The organism is Ectobacillus sp. OTK, from assembly GCF_059698935.1.
This window is the reverse complement of sequence record NZ_AP048547.1, coordinates 375,552-400,000: the sequence shown is the minus strand read 5'-3', so window position 1 is coordinate 400,000 and position 24,449 is coordinate 375,552. Positions and strand designations below refer to the sequence as shown.

The 24,449-nt window shown below is 39.8% G+C and carries 20 protein-coding genes and 1 pseudogene; 4 read left to right on the top strand and 17 right to left on the bottom strand.

The window, feature by feature from the left end; genetic code table 11:
- The first annotated feature begins 241 nt into the window (after positions 1-241).
- The gene (locus AC6HZ4_RS02055) at positions 242-1,480 is read left to right on the top strand and encodes an MFS transporter (RefSeq protein WP_497493377.1); all 1,239 of its coding nucleotides are present in this window, start codon (positions 242-244) and stop codon (positions 1,478-1,480) included.
- Positions 1,481-1,704: 224 nt separating this feature from the next.
- On the opposite strand, the gene galT is transcribed toward AC6HZ4_RS02055, so the two are convergent.
- The 15 genes from galT to AC6HZ4_RS01980 form a co-directional block, all read right to left on the bottom strand.
- Positions 1,705-3,198, bottom strand: coding sequence for a UDP-glucose--hexose-1-phosphate uridylyltransferase (gene galT, locus AC6HZ4_RS02050; protein ID WP_497493376.1), 1,494 nt, complete (start codon positions 3,196-3,198; stop codon positions 1,705-1,707).
- A gap of 107 nt (positions 3,199-3,305) precedes the next feature.
- A complete protein-coding gene (locus AC6HZ4_RS02045) occupies positions 3,306-4,487 on the bottom strand; it encodes a galactokinase (protein WP_497493374.1) in 1,182 nt (393 codons plus the stop codon).
- Between the two features lie 174 nt (positions 4,488-4,661).
- Positions 4,662-6,848 (bottom strand): alpha-galactosidase, encoded by a 2,187-nt coding sequence (locus tag AC6HZ4_RS02040; protein WP_497493373.1) that lies wholly within the window; start codon positions 6,846-6,848, stop codon positions 4,662-4,664.
- A gap of 40 nt (positions 6,849-6,888) precedes the next feature.
- The gene (locus AC6HZ4_RS02035; RefSeq protein ID WP_497493372.1) at positions 6,889-7,707 is read right to left on the bottom strand and encodes a carbohydrate ABC transporter permease; all 819 of its coding nucleotides are present in this window, start codon (positions 7,705-7,707) and stop codon (positions 6,889-6,891) included.
- Complete coding sequence (locus tag AC6HZ4_RS02030) at positions 7,707-8,591, bottom strand: carbohydrate ABC transporter permease (protein ID WP_497495568.1); 885 nt, start codon at positions 8,589-8,591, stop codon at positions 7,707-7,709. Before AC6HZ4_RS02030 ends, AC6HZ4_RS02035 begins: the two co-directional genes overlap by 1 nt.
- A gap of 119 nt (positions 8,592-8,710) precedes the next feature.
- Positions 8,711-9,946, bottom strand: a complete 1,236-nt coding sequence (locus AC6HZ4_RS02025; protein WP_497493370.1) for an ABC transporter substrate-binding protein — start codon at positions 9,944-9,946, stop codon at positions 8,711-8,713.
- Positions 9,947-10,050: 104 nt separating this feature from the next.
- Positions 10,051-11,070 (bottom strand): LacI family DNA-binding transcriptional regulator, encoded by a 1,020-nt coding sequence (locus tag AC6HZ4_RS02020; RefSeq protein ID WP_497493369.1) that lies wholly within the window; start codon positions 11,068-11,070, stop codon positions 10,051-10,053.
- Between the two features lie 502 nt (positions 11,071-11,572).
- Positions 11,573-12,202 (bottom strand): NAD(P)-dependent oxidoreductase, encoded by a 630-nt coding sequence (locus AC6HZ4_RS02015; protein WP_497493368.1) that lies wholly within the window; start codon positions 12,200-12,202, stop codon positions 11,573-11,575.
- 375 nt (positions 12,203-12,577) lie between these two features.
- Entirely contained in the window at positions 12,578-13,690 is a 1,113-nt protein-coding gene (gene ald / locus AC6HZ4_RS02010) for an alanine dehydrogenase (RefSeq protein WP_497493367.1), read from the bottom strand.
- Positions 13,691-13,983: 293 nt separating this feature from the next.
- On the bottom strand, positions 13,984-15,336 hold the full coding sequence (locus AC6HZ4_RS02005) for an aspartate aminotransferase family protein (RefSeq protein ID WP_497493366.1): 1,353 nt from the start codon (positions 15,334-15,336) through the stop codon (positions 13,984-13,986).
- An 18-nt stretch (positions 15,337-15,354) separates the two neighbouring features.
- Positions 15,355-16,821: a CoA-acylating methylmalonate-semialdehyde dehydrogenase gene (locus tag AC6HZ4_RS02000; protein ID WP_497493365.1), complete on the bottom strand. Its 1,467-nt coding sequence runs from the start codon at positions 16,819-16,821 to the stop codon at positions 15,355-15,357.
- Positions 16,822-17,196: 375 nt separating this feature from the next.
- Positions 17,197-17,898: a cytochrome c biogenesis CcdA family protein gene (locus AC6HZ4_RS01995; protein WP_497493364.1), complete on the bottom strand. Its 702-nt coding sequence runs from the start codon at positions 17,896-17,898 to the stop codon at positions 17,197-17,199.
- A 209-nt stretch (positions 17,899-18,107) separates the two neighbouring features.
- Positions 18,108-18,281: a hypothetical protein gene (locus AC6HZ4_RS01990; protein ID WP_497493363.1), complete on the bottom strand. Its 174-nt coding sequence runs from the start codon at positions 18,279-18,281 to the stop codon at positions 18,108-18,110.
- A 205-nt stretch (positions 18,282-18,486) separates the two neighbouring features.
- Entirely contained in the window at positions 18,487-18,906 is a 420-nt protein-coding gene (locus AC6HZ4_RS01985; protein ID WP_497493362.1) for a DUF7832 domain-containing protein, read from the bottom strand.
- A 145-nt stretch (positions 18,907-19,051) separates the two neighbouring features.
- Entirely contained in the window at positions 19,052-19,519 is a 468-nt protein-coding gene (locus AC6HZ4_RS01980; RefSeq protein ID WP_497493361.1) for a GNAT family N-acetyltransferase, read from the bottom strand.
- 409 nt (positions 19,520-19,928) lie between these two features.
- Here AC6HZ4_RS01980 and AC6HZ4_RS01975 point away from each other — a divergent pair, with 409 nt between their 5' ends.
- Complete coding sequence (locus AC6HZ4_RS01975; protein WP_497495567.1) at positions 19,929-20,369, top strand: SMI1/KNR4 family protein; 441 nt, start codon at positions 19,929-19,931, stop codon at positions 20,367-20,369.
- Between the two features lie 687 nt (positions 20,370-21,056).
- On the opposite strand, the pseudogene AC6HZ4_RS01970 reads toward AC6HZ4_RS01975, so the two are convergent.
- Both AC6HZ4_RS01970 and AC6HZ4_RS01965 read right to left on the bottom strand, forming a co-directional pair.
- A pseudogene (locus tag AC6HZ4_RS01970) lies at positions 21,057-21,350 on the bottom strand (DDE-type integrase/transposase/recombinase); the annotation flags it as partial.
- 38 nt (positions 21,351-21,388) lie between these two features.
- A complete protein-coding gene (locus AC6HZ4_RS01965; RefSeq protein WP_497493360.1) occupies positions 21,389-22,156 on the bottom strand; it encodes a sensor histidine kinase in 768 nt (255 codons plus the stop codon).
- A 415-nt stretch (positions 22,157-22,571) separates the two neighbouring features.
- Here AC6HZ4_RS01965 and AC6HZ4_RS01960 point away from each other — a divergent pair, with 415 nt between their 5' ends.
- Together AC6HZ4_RS01960 and AC6HZ4_RS01955 are read left to right on the top strand one after the other, a co-directional pair.
- A complete protein-coding gene (locus AC6HZ4_RS01960) occupies positions 22,572-22,988 on the top strand; it encodes an ABC transporter permease (protein ID WP_497493359.1) in 417 nt (138 codons plus the stop codon).
- On the top strand, positions 22,960-24,423 hold the full coding sequence (locus tag AC6HZ4_RS01955) for an ABC transporter permease (protein WP_497493358.1): 1,464 nt from the start codon (positions 22,960-22,962) through the stop codon (positions 24,421-24,423). The genes AC6HZ4_RS01960 and AC6HZ4_RS01955 overlap by 29 nt, the downstream gene beginning before the upstream one ends.
- The last annotated feature ends 26 nt before the right edge of the window (positions 24,424-24,449 follow it).

Here is a 24,449-nt window from a genome sequence, read left to right as displayed (position 1 = left end):
TGAAAGCCTATATATTTATTCTAGCCTACTAGGTTAATATAAGTAGAGATATCCAGAGAACTTACAGGATTGTCATGTTTACCATTTTGAATTCCGAAATAATTATTATAAAGGGATGCATATAATAAAGGCATATATTCCTTCACTTGCTTCCCCATAGACTTGTATCTTTCATCTTCCCTGCCTTTTCCTAGGAACATTAAAGTTCTGTAATACATTTATAAAAGAAGAGGTGCTCTCTATGAAAAGCATGTCCAAGCAAGAAAAAAGCTGGATTTTCTACGATTGGGCAAATTCAGCTTACTCCCTCATTATCACAACAGCCGTATTCCCTATATACTTTAAGGCAGCAGCAAAGAACGCAGGTGTAACAGCTGCCAATTCTACTGCATATTGGGGATATGCCAATTCGATTGCTACGTTGCTTATATCGATTCTCGCTCCTATATTAGGAACGATTGCTGACTATCGTAATTTTAAAAAAAGGTTTTTCACCTTCTTCTTCTCCTTAGGTATTATCTTTACGATGCTATTGGCAATTGTCCCCGGAAAGCAGTGGAGCGTGCTGTTGCTTTGTTATATGTGCACTGTTATCGGTTTTGCAGGGGCCAATATTTTCTATGATGCATTTCTCGTCGATGTAACGAGCGAAGAGCGAATGAATCAGATTTCCGCTAGAGGGCTTGCGATGGGCTATATCGGGAGCACAATTCCATTTATTTTATCGATCGCTCTCATTATCCTGTCACAGCAAGCTGTGCTTCCGCTAACTGCTGCTGCTGCAAGTCAAGCAGCATTCGCTATTACTGCACTTTGGTGGGGACTATTTACCATTCCTATGCTAAAAAACGTGGAACAGCGGTATTATATTGAACACGAGCCGCAGCCAATCATAAATAGCTTTAAACGACTATTCGGAACCTTTCAGAATATAAAGCAACACCAAGCTCTCTTTCTCTTCCTGCTCGCTTACTTCTTTTATATAGACGGTGTGGATACCATCATTAAGATGTCCACTGCATATGGAACGGATTTAGGGATCAGCTCCACAAATCTGTTAATTATCCTATTCGCTACACAGGTTGTTGCTTGTCCGTTTGCATTGTTGTACGGAAGGCTTTCAGAAAAGTTTAAAACAAAAACAATGCTGTATGTTGGCATTATCGTATACATTATCATTTGCACATATGCATATTTTCTACAATCAACATTAGACTTTTGGATTCTCGCTATGCTTGTTGCAACCTCTCAGGGCGGCATTCAAGCATTAAGCCGCGCTTACTTTGCCCGTCTTGTTCCGAAAGAAGCAGCAAATGAATTTTTCGGCTTTTATAATATTTTCGGAAAGTTCGCAGCTATTATCGGTCCTGCACTAGTTGGTGTGACGGCACAAATAACTGGCAATACGAATAGTGGTGTGTTCAGCTTAATTGTACTGTTTGCCTTGGGCGGTCTGCTGCTGGCGCGTGTACCAGAGTAAGCTACAGCTTCTTAGGCAAGATGTAATCCACCCGTTTTACAAATGGAGGAGAGCCTTTCGCCTACAGTGAGCAGGCCGATGAAGCTAGACAACACCCTCAAAAATTATACTTTCGCATCTTTCAAGAAAAACACATATCAATGTAATATCACCATACAAAACAGCCCCTTTCATCCTAAAAAATGAAAGGGGCTGTTAATGTATATAAGCAATTATATCTATTGTTAATTTAGCACGCTAATAAAATCCTGAAATGCTGTTCTTCCCTCTTCATTCTCCTTAAATACTCCAGCGTCCTGTAGTACACGCAAAAACTTTTTCCCTACTTCTTTTCTTATAATGGAGTTGATGTTTTCCTCATTTACTTCAGCTGCATACCGCTTTTTAATTGTGTCTGCCCATTCCTTATGAGAAGCACCTACAAGCTGAGAATGTCCAAGCACATATGCCTCTACTTCCTGCAGTTCAGTCTGCAGTCTTGCCGGAAGAACCGCTAATCCCATTACCTCGATGAGACCGATATTCTCCTTTTTAATATGATGCAAGTCAGCGTGAGGATGAAAAATACCCAGAGGATGCTCTTCGTCTGTACGGTTGTTGCGAAGCACAAGATCGACCTCATACAGGGTACCCCTTTTCCTTGCAATTGGCGTAATTGTATTATGGGGAGTTTGGCCTGTGAAAGCGTAGATCCCCACAGCCGGATTATCATATGATTTCCACTTGTCCAACACATGAACGGAAGCATCCACCAAGCCCTCGATATTCTCTCCTCTTAAGCGAATAACAGACATTGGCCATTTCACAGTTGAGCAGGAAATAGAAGGATAGTGCTCTAAATGAAAACGGCAGGCATCTTCAGCCTTTGCCATTGCAAATTCATATTTCCCTGCCTGATAATGATCGTGTGTCAAAATCGAACCGCCAACAATCGGCAAGTCCGCATTTGATCCAATAAAGTAATGAGGGTAATCCCGAACAAATGCTAATAAATTAGCAAATGTATTACGATCGATTTTCATATCACGGTGCGTACCTGAAAGTAAAATGGAATGCTCATTATAGTAGGCGTAAGGAGAGTATTGAAAAAACCAGCTCTCACCTGAAATATTCATCCGTATTAATCGATGATTTGAACGAGCAGGGTGACCTATCCTTCCCGCATAGCCTTCATTCTCAATGCAAAGCAGGCATTTCGGATAATTCACGCCTTTTGTCTCTCTTTCCTTTTCGCGTGCAATTTGTTTTGGATCCTTCTCGGGCTTAGAGAGATTAATTGTAATATCCAGCTCTCCGTACTCAGTTTCTGCCTTATACGTAATGTTTTTCTCTGTTCGCTTTGTCTGAATATAATTGCTATTGCGGCTTAAATCATAAAAGTATTGCGTGGCAGCCTCAGGATTTTCTTGATATTTATCATAAAAAATTCGATTTACAATAGAAGGTGCCGGAACGAAACAATTCATGATTTTGCTCGTTAGGATTTCTCTCTCATCAAGAATATCCTCAATCACACCTTGGCGGCATGCGAACTGTGCAATTTCCTCCAGTAAATCAGGAATATCCTTGTCTGCCATACTCTGCTTCGGCTGCCTAAACTCCTCCAAGCCGAGCAGGGAAAGAATCTGATTTCGTGCATATATAGCATCCTCCTGCTCAATCAGATGGACTGAAATCGCTTTATCTACAAGCCCTTGAACCAATTGATAAATGTCCATTGCCTTTCCCCCTCATTTTTTATAACCGGCTTGATTATTTCGATGCCAATTCCATGCATCCCCGATAATTTGATGAATCGAGGTTCGTTTTGGACTCACAAGAACGCTCATTGTACTTCCTCCAGTATAAGTTCTTTCGCTCCTTCTCCAACGCTTGCAACATAAAATGCCGCTTTATAGCCAATCTTCTCTTCGTAACGTGCTCCAACCTCCTGAATAAAGTTCTCCACTTCATCCTTTTCAACAATCGCAATCGCACATCCGCCAAAGCCGGCACCCGTCATTCTAGCGCCCACTACACCTCGCTGCTCCCATGCACACTCTACTAAAGTATCTAATTCAATTCCTGTTACTTCATAATCATCACGCAAGGAGCGATGAGATTCATTCATCAGCTCTCCAAATGCATACAGGTTGCCGTTCTCTAATTCTTGAAACGCCTTGAGTGTCCGTTGATTTTCGTACACCGCATGCTTTGCCCGTTTTCGAACAATCTCATTCCGAACCGTATGGCTGTAGTACTCAAATTGTTCTTCCGATAATTCTCCAAGCGATTGAATATCGATAGCCTGTTGAAGCTGTCTGAGAGCCTCTTCACACTCAGCGCGTCTCTCATTATACTTAGAATCAACAAGCTCTCGGCGTTTATTTGTATTCATAATGATAATGCTATGGTTCGTTAGACGAATCGGTACATACTGATAGTTTAACGTTTGGCAATCCAGCAGCATAGCATGATCCTTTTTCCCCATACCGATTGCAAATTGGTCCATAATCCCGCTGTTTACCCCAATGAATTCATTCTCGACCCGTTTTCCAATTTGGACTAAATCTAAGCGATCTACCTGTAAATCAAACAGCCCTTCCAACACTGCCCCCATTAATAGCTCAATAGATGCGGATGAAGATAATCCTGCGCCGTTCGGGATATTCCCGTAAATAAGAATATCCAATCCTGATAAAATAGAATGTTCAGCTTTTAAAAGATAGCGAATCATTCCCTTAGGATAATTGGCCCAGCTATGCTTTTCGTTATAGTCAAGATCTTGCAGGTCGAATTCGATAATTCCTTCTTTCGGAAAATTCATAGAATAGAGGCGAACCTTTTGATCTTCCCTCTTCTTCACTACTGCATACGTACCAAAGGTAATTGCACAAGGAAATACATGGCCGCCATTATAGTCAGTATGCTCTCCAATTAAATTAATGCGCCCTGGCGCAAAGAAGATACGTTGCCCGTCTTGCCCCAATCGGTTATGAAACTCTGACAACAGCTTTTGATAATCCATAAAATCCGCCCCCTCTTATATTTAAAGCCGTACAGTTCGTATCCATTACAATTGTCCCCTTAAAAAACAAGCGGAGAAATATGGCTGCCTTGCCTCCACTTATCTCCGCTTTTTATCATTTATTACTTTAGTTAATAAAACAAATAGCTTTTCTGTTAAACTATTGTATTCAGATTATTCAGACTTCAATTTCCAAACTGCGCTTTGGAAATCTCCTTGTAATGTTGCAGGAATAGCTAAGCCGCTATACATCAGCTCATCTCCTCCGTGAACCTCTGCATTGTTAAGTGTATAGTTCACATCCGGATTTAGTCCTTTTAGAGGAAGAACAGATAAAGGAGCGTTTGCCTCAGCTAATACCCGATAATAAAATACCAACGCTTCTGTTTTATCTTGAGAAACAAACATCCATGCCGTTTCATTTCCCGCAAACGGGCTGCATAAACGATAGAAGTCTCCAAACTGAATCAATTGACGATTTTCCTTATAAAAGAGAACCTGTTTTGTAATTTCTTCCTTCTCTTGGTCCGTTAGCTTTGTTAAATCAAGCTCATATCCGAAGTTTCCGCTCATCGCAACGTCCCCTCGCATCTTAAGGGACGTCTCGCGGTGCACCTGGTGATTCGGAACAGCCGACACGTGAGAGCCCATAGAGCTAATCGGGTATACAAGACTTGTACCATATTGAATTTTCAGGCGGGATATCGCATCTGTATTGTCACTCGTCCATGTTTGCGGCATATAATGCAGGATACCTGGATCAAATCGCCCACCGCCGCCCGAACAGCTTTCAAATAGTACATGCGGGAAGGCTGTTGTAATTTCTTCCATCACTCTGTATAAACCAAGCATATAGCGATGCGCTGTTTCTCTTTGACGCTCAGGTGGAAGAGCTGCCGAACCGATTTCTGTCATGTGACGATTCATATCCCATTTCACATACGTAATCGGAGCACTAGCTAAAATCGCACTTACACGCTTAATAATTTCATCACACACGTCCGGACGGGAGAAATCGAGAACCAACTGGTTACGACTTTCCGAACGCGAACGATTTGGAACATGCAAGCACCAATCCGGATGCTCACGATACAGGTCGCTGTCTACCGAAATCATTTCCGGCTCGAACCATAAACCAAATTGCATATCTAGATTCCGGACACGCTCCGCTAAATTATCAAGTCCCTCTGGAAGCTTGTCACGATCTACAAACCAATCCCCGAGGGAGGTTGTATCATTATCTCGTTTACCGAACCAGCCATCATCCAAGACGAACAATTCAATTCCCAATTCACTTCCAACCTTCGCAATATCTTCAATTTTATCTGCATTGAAATCAAAATATGTCGCTTCCCAGTTATTAATTAAAATTGGTCGTTCTTTGTCACGGAACGAACCACGCGCTAAACGGGTTCTATACAAGTCATGGAAGGTTTTGGACATTTCACCGAATCCATTCACTGCATATACCATAACAACTTCTGGGCATTGGAAGCTTTCACCTGGATCTAGCTTCCAGCTGAAGTCAAACGGGTTAATCCCCATTGACACACGAGTATTATGGAATTGGTCAACCTCTGCTTGTGCAATGAAATTACCGCTATATACAAAGCTAAAGGCGTATACTTCCCCGTTATCCTCTGTCGCATCCTTGCTCACTAATGCCAAGAATGGATTTTGCTGATGGCTGCTCGCCCCGCGGCGGCTCTCTACAGATTGCATCCCTACTCTTAACGGATGGCGCTCCACGTATCGTTCTCTCCCCCAGGCACCGGAAAGGTGAACGAAATCAAAGTCATCTGTGCGAAAATCTACATTTGCACTTAACGCACTCAATAGCTTTAAGCTCTCATTTCCTTTATTTTGATAAGATACCGACCGTGTAATTACACTTCGCTCCTCATAGACTGTGTAGGAAAGTGTAACGACAAAGCCCGTAAGCTCATCCTTCATCTCCACTTCAAGCGTGCTCGCTTCTTTATCCTGCTCTGTATAAGTTGCCGGCAGCCCAGGTAAGGATGGCTTCCCTTGAAAAATCCGATGAGATTGATAACGTAAATCCGTTACCGTTGTACCGTTTTCTAGCTGCACTTGATAAGCTGGCACACGAAAATCAGTTGCTCCGTAGCCTGGATATTCCTGCGGCAGCGTATCAAGCGAGAATGTTCGATCCTTAGAAGGAAATGGATTCCCTGAGAATGCTCGGTCTAGAAATTGCAGTGCATTCGTTCCAGAAAAGTTTCGAATCTTCCTTCCCCAATATAAATGAACAAGATATCCTGATCTTACCTGCATTACATAGCTTGTATTACCTGCTTGTAAATGAAAAGTTTGTGTAGCTGAATCAAATTGTATCCCCATACGATAACCACCTTTTTCTCTGAATGTTTCTAAGTCAATCCTATTTCACAGCACCTCTTGTAACACCGCTGATGATCCATTTTTGTGCAATGATATACACAATAACCATAGGAGACAATGCTAATAAATATGAAGCAAACGCTAGGTTGTAGTCAGTTCCGAATTCAGATTGGAACACATATTGCACAAGCGGCAATGTCATTTGCGACTCGTCGTTCAATAAAATAAGCGGCAATAGGAAATCGTTCCAAGCCCATAAGCATGTTAAAATTGCCACCGTTGCATTCATAGGAGCAAGAAGCGGGAAAATTACCTTCCAGAACACGCCCCACGTGCTGCAGCCATCCACAATCGCAGCTTCCTCAAGCTCTCTTGGAATTGAACGAATATAACCTACATACAAAAAGATATTAAAAGCAATTCCATATACTACATATAAGAAAATCAATCCGTTTGGATTATCCATCCCAAATGCCGCCGTTTGCTTAACAATCGGAAGCATGATAATAGGAAATGGAATAAAGAGTGCACTTACAAAGTAATAATACAAACCTTTAAAGAATTTCTTATCCATATTTCGAGCAATGGCATAGGCAACCATTGAATTTGTTAAAATCGTAAAAAGAACAGTAATCACAGTAATGTACACACTGTTTCCAAATGCGTGAAAGAAGTTGGTCGCCTCAATTGCATCCGTAAAGTTTTCAAGATGCAACGCTTTCGGAAACGACAGAACCGATTCTGCCGTTTCAGCAGGTGACTTGATGGCAATCATGACTGCTATATACAAAGGAAACAAAATCACTAAAGATCCGAGAGCAATCAATGTAGTTATAGGCCAATTTACGCGTTTGCTCATTACATATCCACCTCTCGTTTTTGTAAAAATCTAATTTGCAGCACAGAGATTATCACAATGATAATGAAATATATGACAGAGTTTGCAGACTGATAAGCAAATTCCCCGCCGGCGAAACCACCCTTGTAAATAAGCACGGAAATCGATTCAGTAGCACGTCCAGGTCCTCCGTTCGTTAAAGCAATGACTTGATCGAAGACCATCAAAAAATTCTTCATAGCTAAAACCATATTGATTGTGAAGAAAGGCGCAATCATCGGGAACGTAATATACCAAAATTCCTGCCACTTATTCGCACCATCTAATCCTGAAGCCTCATATAGCTCCGCTGGAACAGTTTGTAACCCTGAAAGATAGAGAATTGTGTTTAACGCACAAGCTTGCCATACCGCTACGATTACAACACCAACCCAAGCCCATTCCTCACTTCCCAAAATATTTGTAGAAAGCAATGTAATGCCGAGCTTTTCCCCTAACTGTGGTACAACATTTGCAAATAGATAGTTAAAGATAAAACCAACGATAAGCATACTTAAAACGTTCGGAAGGAAATAGACGCCGCGAAAAAAGTTTTTATACTTAATTTTAGCGTTCAGTCCCATCGCAATCAGCAAGCTAAGCACATTTACCAAAATAGTAGCTAAAACCGCAAACTTAAAAGTGAAGACATAGGAGTGAAGAACATTCGCATCTTTAAATAAATTCAAGTAGTTTTTAAAGCCAACAAATTCATAATCCAGTCGAAGACCGTCCCAGTTTGTGAAGGAATAATAAATCCCTTGCAAAGCAGGGTACGTATGAAATATTGCAAACAAGAGCACTGCCGGAATTGCCATAATATAATACGCAAGGTGGCCTTGCTTTGGCTTTTTCCTTTTGGGCATAACAGAAGACTCTGTCTTTTCAGCGGTTAATTTACCTACACTGTTCATGCGGCTACCTCCTTCATAATTAGGGAAAGGGAAATCGAAATCCTTTCTCGACTCCCCTTCCAACCATTTATCTATTGACGACCTTGCACCTTTTGCCATTCAGCATCTAACTTATTTAAGAGGGCATTTGTATCTTGCTTTTGCGTAAACTCTTGAAGAATTCTATCAAAGCCTACACCACTTGGAATATAATGATCCGGGAAGTCAACAAGCGCACCCTTCGTAAAGCTTTCCTTCAGACCTTCAAGACTTAGGTCATTCTGCTCTACTCCCTTCACAGCAGAGAAAGCTTTTTGATCGTCAATATACGTTTTTGAAGTTTCTTCCGTTAGAAGGAAATCAATAAACTTTTGCGCTTCTTTCGCATGTTTTGTTTGGCTAGATACACCTAAAAGCAAGTCTATACCTGAAACAACCTTTGTTTCAGCCGGATTGTTTGTCACAGGATATGGGAATACTCCTAAATCAATATTTGGGTTTGCTTTTTTGATTTCTGCAATTGCCCAAATCCCTTGCAGGTACATAGCAGATTCACCTTTTGCAAATGCTACGTTTCCATCGTTATAGGCTTTACCCATCATATCCTTATGGCCATACTTCAGTAATTCAACGAATTTATCTGCCGCTGTTTTATAGCCTTCAGCAAAAGTCGTCTTTCCTGCATTTAAGTTTTTAAAGAAATCCTGTCCTTGTGTGTTCGCAGCAAGCACGTTGAATGCTGGAAGTGTAGTCCATCCATCCTTAAATGTGAAGTAGAACGGGATTTTTCCTGCATCTTGAACCTTCTTTGCAACAGCGATGAACTCATCCCAAGTTTTTGGTACCTCTAGTCCAAGCTCCTTAAAAATTGCTTTGTTGTAAATAACAGCATTAGCATTCGCTGCATACGGAATTGCATACACTTTGTCTGAAGCGGTTACATCTTTCATCATCTGCACGTAAGACGGTTGTATCTTATCTAATCTCTCGTCTTTCGTAACATCCGTAAACACTCCTGCTTTTGTAAGATCTACAAAAGTGTTGTTTGCGCCAATCGCCATAATATCTGGAATATCACGTTTTGCAACACGTGTTTTCAACACCGTTTCAGCATCTGGCGGATTCGAAACAACTACATCAATATTTGGATTTTCTTTTTCAAACTTTTTAGCCAGTTCTTGGAAAGTCCCCTTAGCTTCTGATTTATACTCGAAAAATTCAATTTTTACTTTTCCATCAGAGGAAGCGGAACTTTCAGACTTACCGCATCCACTAAGTGCAGCGATTGATAAAGCTCCAGTGATCATTAACGGTATTACCTTTTTCATGTGTAAACCCCCTAATAATGTATAATTTTTATATATGAAAATATTGCTAACAAAAAGTATTTGTATCCACACAGGGGGAGCTAAATTCCCCCTGCGTATTTAACTTAACAACTTTCTCGCACTATCAGCTTTGTAGGAAGCACAACTTTGATCGGAATCTGCCGGCCCTTCAATCGGCTCAGCAATGTATCTACAGCGAGAGCTCCCATTTCATCCGTATGCACCTTTACACTCGATAAAGGCGGATTAAGAAAGGCTGCGGCCTCGATATCATCAAAGCTTATGAGCGCCATTTCTTCCGGAACCTTTATACCGGCTTCATGAAGAGCACGCATGGCTCCAATTGCCATCGGATCGCTTGCCACCACGAACGCTGAAGGGCGATTTCCCTTATCCAAAGCCTCTTTCATTAATTCGTAGCCTCCAGCAGGGGTCCATTCGCCAATAAAGGTATGTTCAGGATTATATAACCCCTTCTCCCTCATGACTCTTTGAAAGGTTTTCTCCCGCGCATCCTCCATACGGTATACCTCTCCGTTCAGCCGCTTTACCATTTCCTTCCCGCCGATATAGCCGATACGTTCATGTCCTGCAGCAAACAATTGCTGCATCACACCTTCTGTAGCCTTCTCATAATCAGAAACTACAGAATCAAATCGATCTTCATCCGGAGAGCTGTTTACAAAAACAACATTTGTATTTTGAAGGTAGAACGGATTTCCTTCAGCTATGTCAATACTGCCTATTACGATCAAACCGTCCAACTCTTGAAAATTGCTATAGACAGTTTCTTCGTTAATTCTAATTACCGATGATATTTTGATCCCTATCTGTTCGCAGCGTCGCTCTATCCCTTGACGGATGGACAGAAAATATGGGTCATTTATCTCATCCTGCGGTGTTAAAGCTATAACAAGTCCAATTTGAAAAGGACGGTTCTCTTCCGCTGCCGCCTTCCCAGCTGATTTTCTTTTGGAAGGTTTGTAGTCTAACTGCTGTGCAATTTCCAATACTCTTTGACGTGTATCATCAGAAACAGAAAGCGTTTGATCGTAATTTAAGATGCGAGAGACCGCTGCAGTAGATACATTCGCTTCGCGTGCTATATCTTTTATCGTTGCCATTAACTACCGCTCCTCTCTTTTTTAAAATTTTATACGTTAAAAGTAATACAATTCGACTCACATTAAGTAAATTTAACTAAATCCTTAATAACAATATATCAGTTAATGAAAGCTCTTTCAATATGTTTTTAACTAAAATTTAAGTAAAAATCTAATTGAATAGTGGTAGTACAGTTAAAATAAGAGATTTTTCCCTAATAAAAAGTTATTCACCTCCAATATATTTACTAAAAATAAGTAAATATATTACGTTTTATTATTTTATCTTATCAAAAGTGCAAGAAATGCTTCCTCTATCATCCCCCTCAACTACTTAGTTTAGTAAAACTATTTTGAAATTCCCAGCCAAATTTCAAACGTTTTCATTATTAGATTAAATGAATTAAAAAAAATTAGAAGATATTAGATAAATTTACTTAGATAAACAAATAAACCTCTCCAATTCACCAGGAGAGGTTTTGTGTTAGAAATGTATCCGTAAAAATACCTGCTTTTAGTTAATCTAGCCTGCTATAAATGGTGTTTTATGTATGTATTTAGGATCTGAAATTTGATTAATCAAAAAATCTGCAATATTACGATTGCTAATTCTTAATCCAGGCATGTCAAATAAGCTTTCCTTTGTAATTTTATCAATGTTTTTTTCATGTATAAACGGTAATCGAATAAGCGTCCAATCTATATCACTTCTTTGGAGAATAGCAAGTTCTTTCTTCTTATCCTTAATCATCTCAGGATACATCATACGAAAGACAATAGCACCTAATCGATTTACTAATGATTTCTTATCTCCGTCTACATTTAAGGAACCTCCTGTTACTCCAATATACCTTCGAATTCCGATATCTTTCATAACAGTAATGATTAGCTTTGTAATCTCGCTATACAAAGGTGTATCTCTAATAGGCTGTCCAAATGTATTGATAACAGCCTCGCACCCGGCAAGCAGAGAGTAAATTGAGTCGGGATTTTGGGCATCTCCTTTCACAATTTTTATATTTCGGCTGATTACCGGTACCTTTTCTGGATCTCGGACGAGCATACGAACTGCATAACCTTTTTTGATCGCTGTTTCTGCTAAAAATCTCCCTGCCTTCCCGGTACCTCCTATAATAGCAATAGTATTCTCCATCTAGAATTAGTCTCCTGCCCTTCTTTTTCTGTAGCTTCTTTTATATCCTAAACCTCTCGTAACACTTACTGGCTGTGTTCCTTTTTGGCATGCAAATATTGCGGCGGGGATAAACAGCACCAATATACTAAGACCGCACATTATGATTTGTACCAAAAGTACGAGAGGAACAGAAAAACACTCGAATCTGTCTAATTTTACCACACAGAGTAAAGAAAGATAGAAAAATTTTATATATATATCGTATTCATCTGCTTTTGACCTAAAATGATGCTTTACTCCCAAGCATAGCAACGGCAAAGGGTACAACCCCCTGCCGTTTTTATCGTGTATGCTTAATCCTTAATACAAGAAAATTGACATAAGGAACACGTATTAAGCTGTTTGATTCCCTTCTATAAATGGAATACTATGGGCAAGCGCAACCTGCTCATATGTGATTCTGCCGTTTATCACATTCAACCCCTTCATAAGAGCAGCATTTTCCAAGCAAGCCTGCTTATATCCTTTATTCGCAATCTGAAGCACATACGGCACTGTCACATTCGTAAGCGCAACAGTAGACGTACGAGGCACAGCTCCCGGCATATTACCAACCGCATAATGAACAACACCATGCTTTGTATATGTGGGTGCATCATGAGTTGTCACTCTATCTACCGTTTCAAAAATTCCACCTTGGTCTATCGCAACATCAACAATGACTGAGCCCTCCTCCATTGAACAGACAACGTCTTCTGAAATGAGCTTTGGTGCCTTTGCCCCCGGAATTAATACCGCCCCGATGACAAGGTCAGATTCCTGAACGGCCTGCTTTACATTGTAAGGATTGGACATCAGTGTTGTAATAGAATTATGAAAAATATCATCAAGCTCCCGTAAACGTGCGGCACTTACATCCAAAATCGTGACATCAGCACCTAGTCCAACTGCAATTTTTGCCGCATTCGTCCCGACAACACCGCCTCCAATAATGGTTACCCTTCCCCTTCTTACACCCGGCACACCGCCTAGCAAAATTCCCTTTCCACCCTTAGAACGTTCCAAAAACTGCGCACCAATTTGCGTCGCCATTCTTCCTGCTACCTCACTCATTGGAGTAAGAAGCGGAAGAGAGCCATCTGCAAGCTGAACAGTTTCATAGGAAATCGCAATTACATTTTTTTGCATAAGCATTTTTGTTAGCGCTTGGTCAGCTGCTAAATGCAAGTACGTAAATAAAATGAGCCCATCGTAAAAATATTGATATTCTTGCATAATTGGTTCCTTCACCTTGATTACCATTTCACAAGCCCAAGCATCGGCGGCAGACGGTACAATGATAGCTCCTGCTTCCTTATACATTTCATCATAAAATCCAGAACCAAGACCGGCACCTGTTTCTACAAATACCTCATGACCAGACTGCTTCAAATCAATTACCCCGGCAGGCGTAAGTGATACGCGATTTTCGTTATTTTTAATTTCCTTTGGCACTCCGATTCTCATCCTAAAAGCCCTCCTTTTTTTTGAAAAACGGACATACGTTCCAGAAGGAATCCCTTATACAAGCTAATCTTTTTACGTTTTAAAAGAAGCAGACATGGCCCGGTTTGCTTGCTGTGGGGACAGTTCTCTGCACATCGCGGCCCTTTTGCCTCGGCGGGCAGAGGCCTTTCCCCACAGCAAGCAGGTCACAGGAGCTAGGCAGTGTCCCCTAAAAAGTTATACGTTCTATCTTTTAAAAAACGGCACTCGCAACGAAAACAGCTATTGCAAGCACCGCTTGTGTACATACACGTTTACTTAATCGTCTCAAGCGCCTCCGTGAATGTTTTTAAAAGGAACTGCAAATCTTCCTCTTTAATGTTTAACGGAGGGGACAACGTTAACACATTATTATAACCAGCTACCGTTACACCATTTTTACCGATAATCAAGCCATTTTCCTTACACGCTGAAATTACTGTATTTACAAGATTTACATCAAGCGGTACCTTTGAAGTTCGGTCCTGGACAAGCTCAACCCCGATCAATAAACCTTTTCCGCGTACATCGCCAACAAGCGGATGATTCTTTAACGCTTCCTTTAGTTCTCCAAGCAACTGAGCACCAACTGTACGGGAGCGCTCAAATAAATTTTCACGCTCCATGATTTCCAAATTTTTTAACGCAAGTGCACACGATGCCGGGCTGCCTCCAAACGTATTAATATGCCGGAAGAAATCGTACTCCTCAGTTCCGCTAAACGCTTCATAAATCTCACGCTTTACAGCTGTTGCCGAAAGCGGCAAATATGCGCTCGTAAGACCTTTTGCCATTGTAATAATATCCGGCTTTACGCCATAGTTCATAAAACCGAACGGCTGCCCTGTTCTCCCAAAACCGCAAATAACTTCATCTACAATCAGCAAAGCCCCGTGCTTGTCACATACCTCCTTGACACCCTTCATATAGCCATCAGGCGGAATGAGAATACCGCCCCCTGTAATGATAGGCTCCATAATGACCGCCGCAATCGTCTCACTCAGTTCCCACGTCATAATGTTATCAATCGCTTTGACAGACTCCATCTCACAAGGCTCTTTTCCATCCTCATTGCTGCGGTAGCTATCCGGCGGCGCAACATGGAGAAATCCCGGCGCAAGAGGCTCATACTTATATTTTCGCTGCGCCTGGCCTGTTGCCGCCAGCGCTCCCATTGAATTGCCGTGATACGCACGATAACGGGATACAATTTTATAGCGTGTATGCTCGCCCTTTTGCTGATGGTACTGGCGCGCAATTTTAAATGCCGTTTCATTTGCTTCCGAGCCGCTATTGGAGAAAAAGATAACATACTCATCCCCGAGCCATTCATTTAATTTTTCCGCAAGCTTAATGGCAGGTACGTGACTTTGCGTAAGCGGAAAATACGCGAGCGATTTCAGCTGCTCATACGCCGCATCCGCAAGTTCCTCCCGTCCATAGCCGACATTCACACACCAAAGGCCGGCCATCGCATCCAAATACCGCTTCCCTGTATGGTCAGTAATCCATGCCCCTTCTGCCTTCGTTACAACCATTGTTGCATCCGGATTGTACGGCTTCATAGAATGCCAAAGATATTGCGAATCCTTCGCTAATATATTTTGTCCTTGATCAATTTGCACCATCGTCACGACCTCTCCTTCTTAAAAATCAAAACGGGATGTAATCATTTTTTTACGTGTAAAGAAATTTACGCCGTCTTTTCCGTTTACATGCAAGTCCCCATAGAAGGAATCTTTCCAGCCGGAGAATGGGAAGAATGCCATTGTCGCTGGAACCCCGACATTTACGCCGAGCATGCCTGCATCCGCCTCTTCACGGAACTGGCGGATTGCTTTTGCATCCTTTGAGTAAATAGTTGCACCGTTTCCATAACGTGACTTTCGAATATACGCAAGAGCCTCATCAAGGTCATCCGCATGAAGTAAACTTAAAACAGGGGCAAAAATTTCGTCCTTTGCGATCGTCATCTCAGGGGTAACGTGATCAAAAATTGTCGGTCCTAAAAAAGTCCCTTCTGTCATCTCATCCATCTCCTTACGGCCATCGCGGATGAGAATCGCTCCTTCTTTCACACCAGTTTCAATATAATTCATTACCCTTTCTCGGTGAGATTGGCGAATAACCGGCGTAAGCAGCACTTCATCATCCATTCCGTTTCCGATAATAAGCTCATCCGCTTTCTCCTTTAACACCCTCACAAACTTATCATTATCGCCGACAACAACAACGGCGCTGCAGGCCATACAACGCTGACCCGCACTTCCAAAGGCTGAAGCGATAATATGCTGCACCGCTTTATCCATATCAGCATCCGGCATGACGATATGGTGATTTTTTGCCCCTGATAGAGCTTGAACTCGTTTTCCCTCTGCCGCCGCGCGCTCATACACATATTTCGCAACCGGCTGCGAGCCTACGAATGAAATCGCCTTGACATCTTCATGCTCAAGCAAGCCATTTACAACGTCATGCGCACCATGAACAACATTTAACACACCTGCTGGTGCTCCGGCCTCCGCAAACAGCTCGGCAAGCTTGTTAGCTAAAATGGGGGTACGCTCAGAGGGCTTGAGCACAAATGTATTACCACATGCAATCGCTAACGGAAACATCCAAAGGGGTACCATCATCGGGAAATTGAACGGTGTAATACCGCCAACAACACCGAGCGGATAACGGAACATCTCAGAATCAATCTCTTCAGCAATGCCTGATAATGCTTCACCCATCATTAAGGTTGGTGCTCCCGCCGCAAATTCAACGCACTCAATGCCGCGCTGCACCTCCCCGTACGCCTCCTTGTACGCTTTTCCGTTTTCCTGTACAACGAGCCGTGCCAGCTCTTCATGATTCTCCGTCAATAGATAATGGTATTTATATAAAATGCGTGCACGCTTCGGGACAGGGACATTCTTCCACTTTTGAAAGGCTTTATCCGCTGCCTGTACCGCCTTTTGTACATCTTCCTTCGTAGAAATAACCAGCTTTGCCAAAACCTTTCCTGTTGCCGGGTTTGGCACCTCCAATACCTCGTTCCCGCTCGCTTCTACCCATTGCCCGTTAATGAAGTTCTTCAGCACAACCGTATCATTTTGAATAGCTGTCATATGCTTCCCCCTCACAAACTAGTATCCTCTTTTTTCCATTATCCCTGACAAAGCTACGGCGTTCATTAGACAGAATGTCAAACATTCATGCTATTTTTCTCCACATATTGCACAATAGGAAAGGTTGTTCTCGCAGATGCTGTTGCTTTTGCATCTTGCTTAGCGCACGTATACAACACCGTGGGAAGAGATGGGAAGTTAGAAATGAGAGGTCGGTTGAAAACATATTCTTTGATTCCGACAGCAACGATTGTTTAAAGAAGAGCTATAAGGGCTACTGACGGCATTTCGCGGGTTTTATACGCTAAGAAACGAAAAACAGCCCTTTTTAGAGCTGTTAGTTGACATAAAAAGCGGAAGTTCGTATTTTAATTGTTAACTTGTCAAACTAGAAAACCAAACATTAATATATGTCATCTTATTTGTATAAAGAAGGATTCCTAATGCGACCATAGACATACCACCAGCTTTCATGAATAAGCTGGAATGTTTAGTAAGTAATCGAATTTTTCCAATGAGAAATGCCATCACAAGAAATGGAATGGAAAACCCTAATGAATATGCACTAACATTTAGAAATGTTGTTGCAGCATCTGGTTCCATCATATTTGTTGCAATAATGCTAGAAAAAATCGGACCAATACAAGGGGTCCAACCAGCTGAGAATACCATTCCTACTATGAGCGAGTTTAATAAACTAGTATTTGCTTTTTTAAATGGCAAACGAAACTCTCTCATCATGAAGGTTGGTTTAATCCATCCTAGTAAAAAAAGTCCCATTATAAGAATAAAAATGCCGCCTAACATACGGATTAAATCGGTATATTCTGCAAAAGCTTGTCCAATCCAAGTTGCTGAGAACCCTAATATATAAAAAATTATAGAGAAACCCAGTAAAAAGGCAGAAGCATGTAATACTACGAGTAGATTCACCATTGTAGTCTGTGTTTGCTTAAGCTCATTTACAGACATTCCCGTTATGTAAGATAAAAACGAAGGATAAAGCGGTAAACAGCATGGAGAAATAAAAGACAGAAATCCTCCACTAAATGCTAACCATAATGTTACATTTTCCATTATTAATCCCCTTTATCTAATTGTCTTCTTCCCCTAATATACGTTTTATATCATTTCTTAAGAACCTAAGTTCGTTCTTTGTTTTAATTAGTTCATATAACATAAAAAGTAATACCAACAATATTAAAATCTCTATCATGATAACCCCATCCTCCTCTTTTCCATTACGGTAACCCCCTCCCGCCATTCTAGGAAAGTCTGTGCGTATTTTAAATAAATTCTCCAGCCAAATATGCTACAACACCCGCAACAAATGTTTGTGCCAAGGAGATGTACAACAGATTGTGAATTGGACGTTTGACCTTTTGGAAGTATGTGTTTACTAAGAGATTAAGAACAAATACGATGGCAAAGAACACAACTGCCTCAACAAGTACAAACATGATAATCCCTCCTTTTTCCTTATTGTACCATTCGAAAGAAGCGATTTGTTATAAAAATTAGATGTATATTCCATACATGCGAGGTTTACATAACCCGTCATTATCGGAATTCAATGTATCTAAAAGCCTATAAAGATGCCCTCCAGTTAAGTTGACCTGGAGGGCTGCTTGTTCACATAATTCTCGAATGCGGAAGTGAAATTAATTACTTTTTAGATTTCCATATTTTATATGTTTCATCTATTCTGTTCTTTATCAATTCATAGTTTTCCCAGGTATCTTGAACATGGTATAAAGTTGGCAGGTCGGCATTTACAACTTCTACATAGTCATAAACATACTCTTCTTCATAATAAGTTTCGGAAAACTCATTACCTTCTTTATTTAACATATCATTAGCTAACACACCAGCCCAATTCATATAAACCTGAGTTCCAGTAAGTTTTCTTTCTTTAAATTTTAAAATATCAGCTGCAGCCTCTTTTTCAAACTTTGCGCTGTATAGTTGATTATCAATAATCCATCCCAGATACATACCTGTATGTACAAAGGCCTGATCAATACTTAGTTCTTTGGGATAATCCCCATCATAGTGCCATTTTGCTTTATCGTACACGTGAGTCATCGTTGTAATTCTCCTCCCTGTTTTTATAATGAATCAGGTAAGCTAAATATAATTAGCCTACATATGTCAAGTTAACATAAAATCTGAAAGCGGAGGTAAATACATATAGTTTACTTGATATTAATAACTGTTAGATAAAAAGGATTTACTGAATTATCAATTTCATTTTTCTTCCTTCTCCATCTACGAACCCATTATTTTTATAAAACATAAATGATTTATCAAACTGTGGTAAAGGTGGCGTAGCAACCTCTATACGTTTCCAACCCTTCTTTTTCCCGAATTCAATTACTGAGCTTAATAGTTTTGAACCTATATTGTTTAAACGATACTTAGGACGCACAAAAAATTCCTGAATAATTCCAAATTCTCCACCTGCATACAGAGAGTAACTTGGACATAGTGATACAAATCCGATAATTTGCTTTTCCTCTTCAGCTATAAATACGGTATAAATTCCACTCTCTAAATAATGCTTACATAGTTCTGATGAGTAAGCTTGTGATGGTAAATTTAATGGGGTACTAGTTTTCTCACAAATCTCCTTTATTAGGTCTTCGTACAATTCAGTAATAACTTGGTAATTTTCTACTTTAGCATTTTTAATTTCCATTAAGAGAATCTCCTAAACCTTTTTATAAGTAAAAGTTATTCTACATGAAAAATAGAAAACCTGTTCCGTTCATTTTATTAAAAAGGAATGCTGCATGTTCTATACATTTCCAGTTAAGTCGGGTAAGCGAGGGGCAGAGATGCCCCTCGCTTACCCGACTTAACTTAACACGAATGGAATATACATCCAATTTTTATAACAAATCACTTCTTCCAGATGGTACAATAGGAGAGTTGTGAAGCCTCTCTTCAAACGAGGAGGGGTTTCGCTTTTCAAGTAAATACTAAGGAGGAATTCACCGTTGCAATATATCATTGTTGCAGGAGTAATTCTTATTATTCTGCTGTTAGCCTATGTAGACATCCGTAAAAGGATAAATCAAAAGAAACGAAACAAAGGGAGATTCCAAATGAAGTGGAGGAACTTTATTGAAAGCATCGCAACAGATTGCAAGTTTAATCCACCCGCAACAGAAGCTGCGATAGCAAAAATTGAAAATATGTTTCAAGTTAAACTTCCGGACGAATTGAAAGACCTTCTTCGTGAAACAAATGGAATCGAGTACAGTGAGTACAATTTATCTCTTGTCTGGGATACAGACCAGATTCAGAAAGAGAATTACAATATGCGTAGTGAAGAAATCTTTAAGGATATATATATGCCGTTTGACTCCTTGTTATTTATTTCGGATGCTGGAAATGGAGATTTCTTTGGCTATCGTGTATTAAATGGACTGATTGAAAACCATGACATCTATGTCTGGAATCATGAAAATGATAGCCGAACATGGGTTGCTCCCTCTCTGCAAGTATTTATAGAGTGGTGGTACGAAGGGCGAATTTCTATTTAGCAATGTGTAATTTCTCATAATTTCCTTACACTTGGAATTGTCTCTTTTATCACACGTGAAGTTGTCACCTTTGTCATGTTAGGAATCATTTTGATTAGTCTTAATAATATCCATTCAACATTAAAAGAAATATTGAAAACCAGTCAGAATAAAGTGAATTAGAGATAAAGCAAGAAATACAGCCTCTCTCCGAACGGGAGGGATTTTCTAAAAAATGAGGGGGATATGTACAAATGGACATTGTTTTCGTTCTAAGTCTTTATGGTTTATTTTTGTTTATATTGTCCCTACCATTAGGATTACTTCTGCAATACTCCTTACATAGGATTTCTTTTCCGAAAATTGGAATCATCATATATCTTGTGATGGGCATTTATTTCTTAGTGAGGACTTGGACTGTTGAATTCACACTTCTTTCAGTAGCTGCTGGTTCTTTCTGTTTTGGTACATTACTTGCAATATTCATACGTAAGACAAAGCAGAGAGCGGAAGAACAGATGCAAGAAGATGTGGTAAATCGTAGGTAAGTGATAAGAGATAACCAACTTCCTATATCGAAGATTATGTGAATACGAATCCCCTCCAGATCGCTTGGTCAAGCCCCCAAATAGTAGACAGGGTAAAAGGTTCTGGTGCAAATATGATTTGTTAGAAACATAGGACCCCAATATCCTTTTCATCTGTGAATTATGATACTATCCCAAATAATTTATGTATGAATTCAATCTCGCTTTGGACAGACTTCACCCCTTGGTGAAGTTGTCCTTTTTTCAGCATATGCATCACTTCCACTCCACAGATGATCTGTTCGGCTGTTCGAAACGTTTTGAATCCTAGCATAGAACGGACTCGTTTCTTGATAAAGCGATGATCTTGCTCCACTATATTATTCAAGTACTTCTGTTGTCTAAGTTGCATACCATCAGGTATGCTTTTCTCCTTTTTTAATTGTTCAATTGCTATAGGATAAGCCAGATTTTTATATCCGCACCGAAGCCGGGCAAAAATAAATTTGGAAATTAATCCCCTGAAGTGGGAATGAACAAACGGAAAGTTGTCCCATGTTCCTTTTCACTCGTTAACTCAATATATCCACAGTATTTCTCTAAAATTCGTTTGACTGTATATAATCCAATTCCTTGATGATTTAGCTTGGTAGAATAGCCGGCAGTAAATATCTTATCCAGCTTATCCTCCTTTATATAAGAGTTGGAATTTTTAATCTCTATTACTAAAAAAGATTCCAGTAGATGGTCTATTTTTAATGAACCATATTTATTTTCCTTTTCAGAAGCAATTTCTGATTCAAACGCATTGTCTATAATATTTCCTACAACTTGTATAAGTTCATGAGACAACATTTTAGTAAAGGGTATATCCTCTGTTGTATCGATATGAAAGTTAATATTATGTATTTTAGATACCTCTAATTTTGCTTGTAACAGTGATGCCAGTGCTCTATGCTTTAACTTTAATAGATTGTTTGTTACACAAATATCTTGAAACAAGGCTTCAATATACTCATTTAAGTCTTTATATTGTTTATGTTTTGATAACCCGTATATAACCTGAAGTTGATTATAATAATCATGCCTATGGCTTCTGAAAGAAGTAATTAACTCTTGTAAATTGCTGAGGTATACATCTTCGGAAAGGAGATGTATCCGCTCTTCTGTTTTTTTGCAAAACCTAACTACAGCGAATATGAGACTGAACATAATTAAGACTGTGCTCAATACCATTATATAAGTTAATGCACGTCTTCCTTCATTATCCTCAAAATTCACTAATACTCCTAATAATACTATAAAAATTTGAGCAAGGATTAACGTGATGGCTGTTATAATAAAGTTGCTATTCAGGTTGCCGGTGTCCAATATTTTTCTCAAAGAAATATTTTTTTTAAAGATTGTGACGGTCCCTATAATGATAATCGCGTATAAAGAGATGGCAATACTGAATTTAAATGGCAATAGTATTTTAACAATGTCTATATCTTGCACCTTTAAAATTAACAGTACGATAATACTTTCTATTGTTATTTGTAGAACGGCACGAAGTAGGGATATGAGTATACTAAAATGTAAGCTGATCTTAAATACATACATGAAAATCATGATGTGCAGCAATATATTAATTGCTAGCTTTACATCTGTATGAATGTTCCAAGTAAAAGTGTACGAGGTAAGCAGCGAATAAATAATGCTGAAAATTATTATTTTTTTCAAGTTTCTTATTAAGCTATTATCTAATAGCTTTTTGATTGTAATCAGTACGCTGCAAATGGCCATACAAGAGTGGCAAAGAGATCTTGCGACTTTATGGCTCTTGGGAGCCCAAAGGGCCCAACTCTTTACATTAATTTTAGTTGAATCGCTGATCATCGGTATTTTAGCTTCTACAGTAAGTGTAGGATTGGGAACACAAGCGGCATCCTTGTCTAAGGGATTTGTCGAACAGATCATGAATGTACACATATCCGAGATTATGATCCCGTGGAATTCAGTTATTATCAGTGCAATTGCAGGGATATTCTTAACGATTTTAGCTGGTATCGTACCTGCTTACAGTGCAATGAAGCTTCCTCCGATTGCAGATTGCAGCCTATCGTCAAAGTGAACAAGCATCGGAACGCTTGAATCCGTGGATTACAATCGTAGGTTTAGCTCTTCTTATCCTATCGTTCTTGATTGGGGTTTCAAATTATTTTTATTTGAATGGACCAAATTGGGTGTACTTGCTGACAGGAGGAATATTTTTCATTTCCATGTTTCTGAATATTCCTCTCGTAATACGGATTATGGTTAAATTATTCACTTTGATTGCAAAACCAATATTAGGTTCAGAAGGATACATTTCGGGACAGAATGTTTTACGACAAATGAAACGGAACATTCAAATTGCAAGCATCTTAGTCCTAGCTCTTACAATTGGATTTACAGGATATATGTTGTTTAGTTCTATAGTTCATCAAGCGGAACAAGCAATTCGAAGCGAGCGCCTCACTGATTATACAATTCTCTCGAGCGAATCATCACTTGAACCTGGATTTTCCGCGGAGCTGGCCGATCAAGTGAAAAAATTTGACGGGATACAATCTATTGCAGTCCCTACATCCGTTTTTGGGCTTACGTTAAATTTGGATCAAGATCATGCAAGGAAATGGAAAGGTCAACTATTTCAGGTGAATGGCCAACAACAAGCGCATCTTAATTTAGGGGCTATGGACATGGAAACAGTAGCTGAATTTAAATCTATCCATGTACTGGAAGGAACAATTGACCAAAATGCCCTGCGCAATAATGGTGTTGTCATAACAAAAGATATGAAAGATTTAGGGTATAAATTAGGGGATACGATACAAATCGGACGGTATGACGAGGTATTACAAGGCGATAAAGGGCATTCATTTCAGATTGTCGGGATTATCCAGAATATGCCGCTAGCTCCTGATGATGAATATAAACTTTATACCGATGCCACAAATTTAGAAAGGTATTTTCATATCAATAAAATACAACAAATTCAATACAACATAATAAAGAAAGACAAGACAAAAGATATTCAAAATAAAGTTGAAACCCTTTTGAAAAATCCAAGCTTTTCTAATACTGTTTTATACGACAGAGCACAAGAACTCCAAAAGCTGAAAACCCAAGCGATGCAGCGGATGCTCATTCTTCTCATTGTTGTTACCTTAATGACTTCCATTGCATTCATAGGCTTAATGAATAGCATGGCAAGCAGCCTCCAAGAAAGAAAGCGTGAATTTGCGGTGCTAAGAGCTATTGGAAGCAGAAAACAACAAGTTGTTCGCTTAGCTTTATTGGAGGGGATCATAGTAACGGTGTCCGGAGGGATCGTCGGCATCATTACAGGAGTGGCATTAGGCTATCACGTTTTGGCAGGTTTAGAAGCAGAGCACTACATTCTTCCAATCCCGCTTCTTCTCATTGGATTGTTTGCAAGCCCATTAATGGGTGCTCTATCAACTCTCTTCCCATCTATTTGGATTTCAAAAATGGATTTAATTAAAACTTTACGCGAAGATTGAAAATGTAAAAGCTGTCCAATTTATAT

What these genes read in the sequence shown, in the direction of transcription:
- AC6HZ4_RS02025 (WP_497493370.1), bottom strand. Translation starts at nt 9,946, where the DNA reads ATGAAAAAGGTAATACCGTTAATGATCACTGGAGCTTTATCAATCGCT.
- AC6HZ4_RS01980 (WP_497493361.1), bottom strand. Translation starts at nt 19,519, where the DNA reads ATGGAAATTAAAAATGCTAAAGTAGAAAATTACCAAGTTATTACTGAA.
- AC6HZ4_RS01975 (WP_497495567.1), top strand. Translation starts at nt 19,929, where the DNA reads ATGAAGTGGAGGAACTTTATTGAAAGCATCGCAACAGATTGCAAGTTT.
- AC6HZ4_RS02055 (WP_497493377.1), top strand. Translation starts at nt 242, where the DNA reads ATGAAAAGCATGTCCAAGCAAGAAAAAAGCTGGATTTTCTACGATTGG.
- AC6HZ4_RS02000 (WP_497493365.1), bottom strand. Translation starts at nt 16,821, where the DNA reads ATGACAGCTATTCAAAATGATACGGTTGTGCTGAAGAACTTCATTAAC.
- AC6HZ4_RS01960 (WP_497493359.1), top strand. Translation starts at nt 22,572, where the DNA reads ATGCTGAAAATTATTATTTTTTTCAAGTTTCTTATTAAGCTATTATCT.
- AC6HZ4_RS01990 (WP_497493363.1), bottom strand. Translation starts at nt 18,281, where the DNA reads ATGTTTGTACTTGTTGAGGCAGTTGTGTTCTTTGCCATCGTATTTGTT.
- AC6HZ4_RS02015 (WP_497493368.1), bottom strand. Translation starts at nt 12,202, where the DNA reads ATGGAGAATACTATTGCTATTATAGGAGGTACCGGGAAGGCAGGGAGA.
- AC6HZ4_RS02035 (WP_497493372.1), bottom strand. Translation starts at nt 7,707, where the DNA reads ATGAGCAAACGCGTAAATTGGCCTATAACTACATTGATTGCTCTCGGA.
- ald (WP_497493367.1), bottom strand. Translation starts at nt 13,690, where the DNA reads ATGAGAATCGGAGTGCCAAAGGAAATTAAAAATAACGAAAATCGCGTA.
- AC6HZ4_RS02030 (WP_497495568.1), bottom strand. Translation starts at nt 8,591, where the DNA reads ATGCCCAAAAGGAAAAAGCCAAAGCAAGGCCACCTTGCGTATTATATT.
- galT (WP_497493376.1), bottom strand. Translation starts at nt 3,198, where the DNA reads ATGGACATTTATCAATTGGTTCAAGGGCTTGTAGATAAAGCGATTTCA.
- AC6HZ4_RS02045 (WP_497493374.1), bottom strand. Translation starts at nt 4,487, where the DNA reads ATGGATTATCAAAAGCTGTTGTCAGAGTTTCATAACCGATTGGGGCAA.
- AC6HZ4_RS01985 (WP_497493362.1), bottom strand. Translation starts at nt 18,906, where the DNA reads ATGACTCACGTGTACGATAAAGCAAAATGGCACTATGATGGGGATTAT.
- AC6HZ4_RS02020 (WP_497493369.1), bottom strand. Translation starts at nt 11,070, where the DNA reads ATGGCAACGATAAAAGATATAGCACGCGAAGCGAATGTATCTACTGCA.
- AC6HZ4_RS01995 (WP_497493364.1), bottom strand. Translation starts at nt 17,898, where the DNA reads ATGGAAAATGTAACATTATGGTTAGCATTTAGTGGAGGATTTCTGTCT.
- AC6HZ4_RS02040 (WP_497493373.1), bottom strand. Translation starts at nt 6,848, where the DNA reads ATGGGGATACAATTTGATTCAGCTACACAAACTTTTCATTTACAAGCA.
- AC6HZ4_RS02005 (WP_497493366.1), bottom strand. Translation starts at nt 15,336, where the DNA reads ATGGTGCAAATTGATCAAGGACAAAATATATTAGCGAAGGATTCGCAA.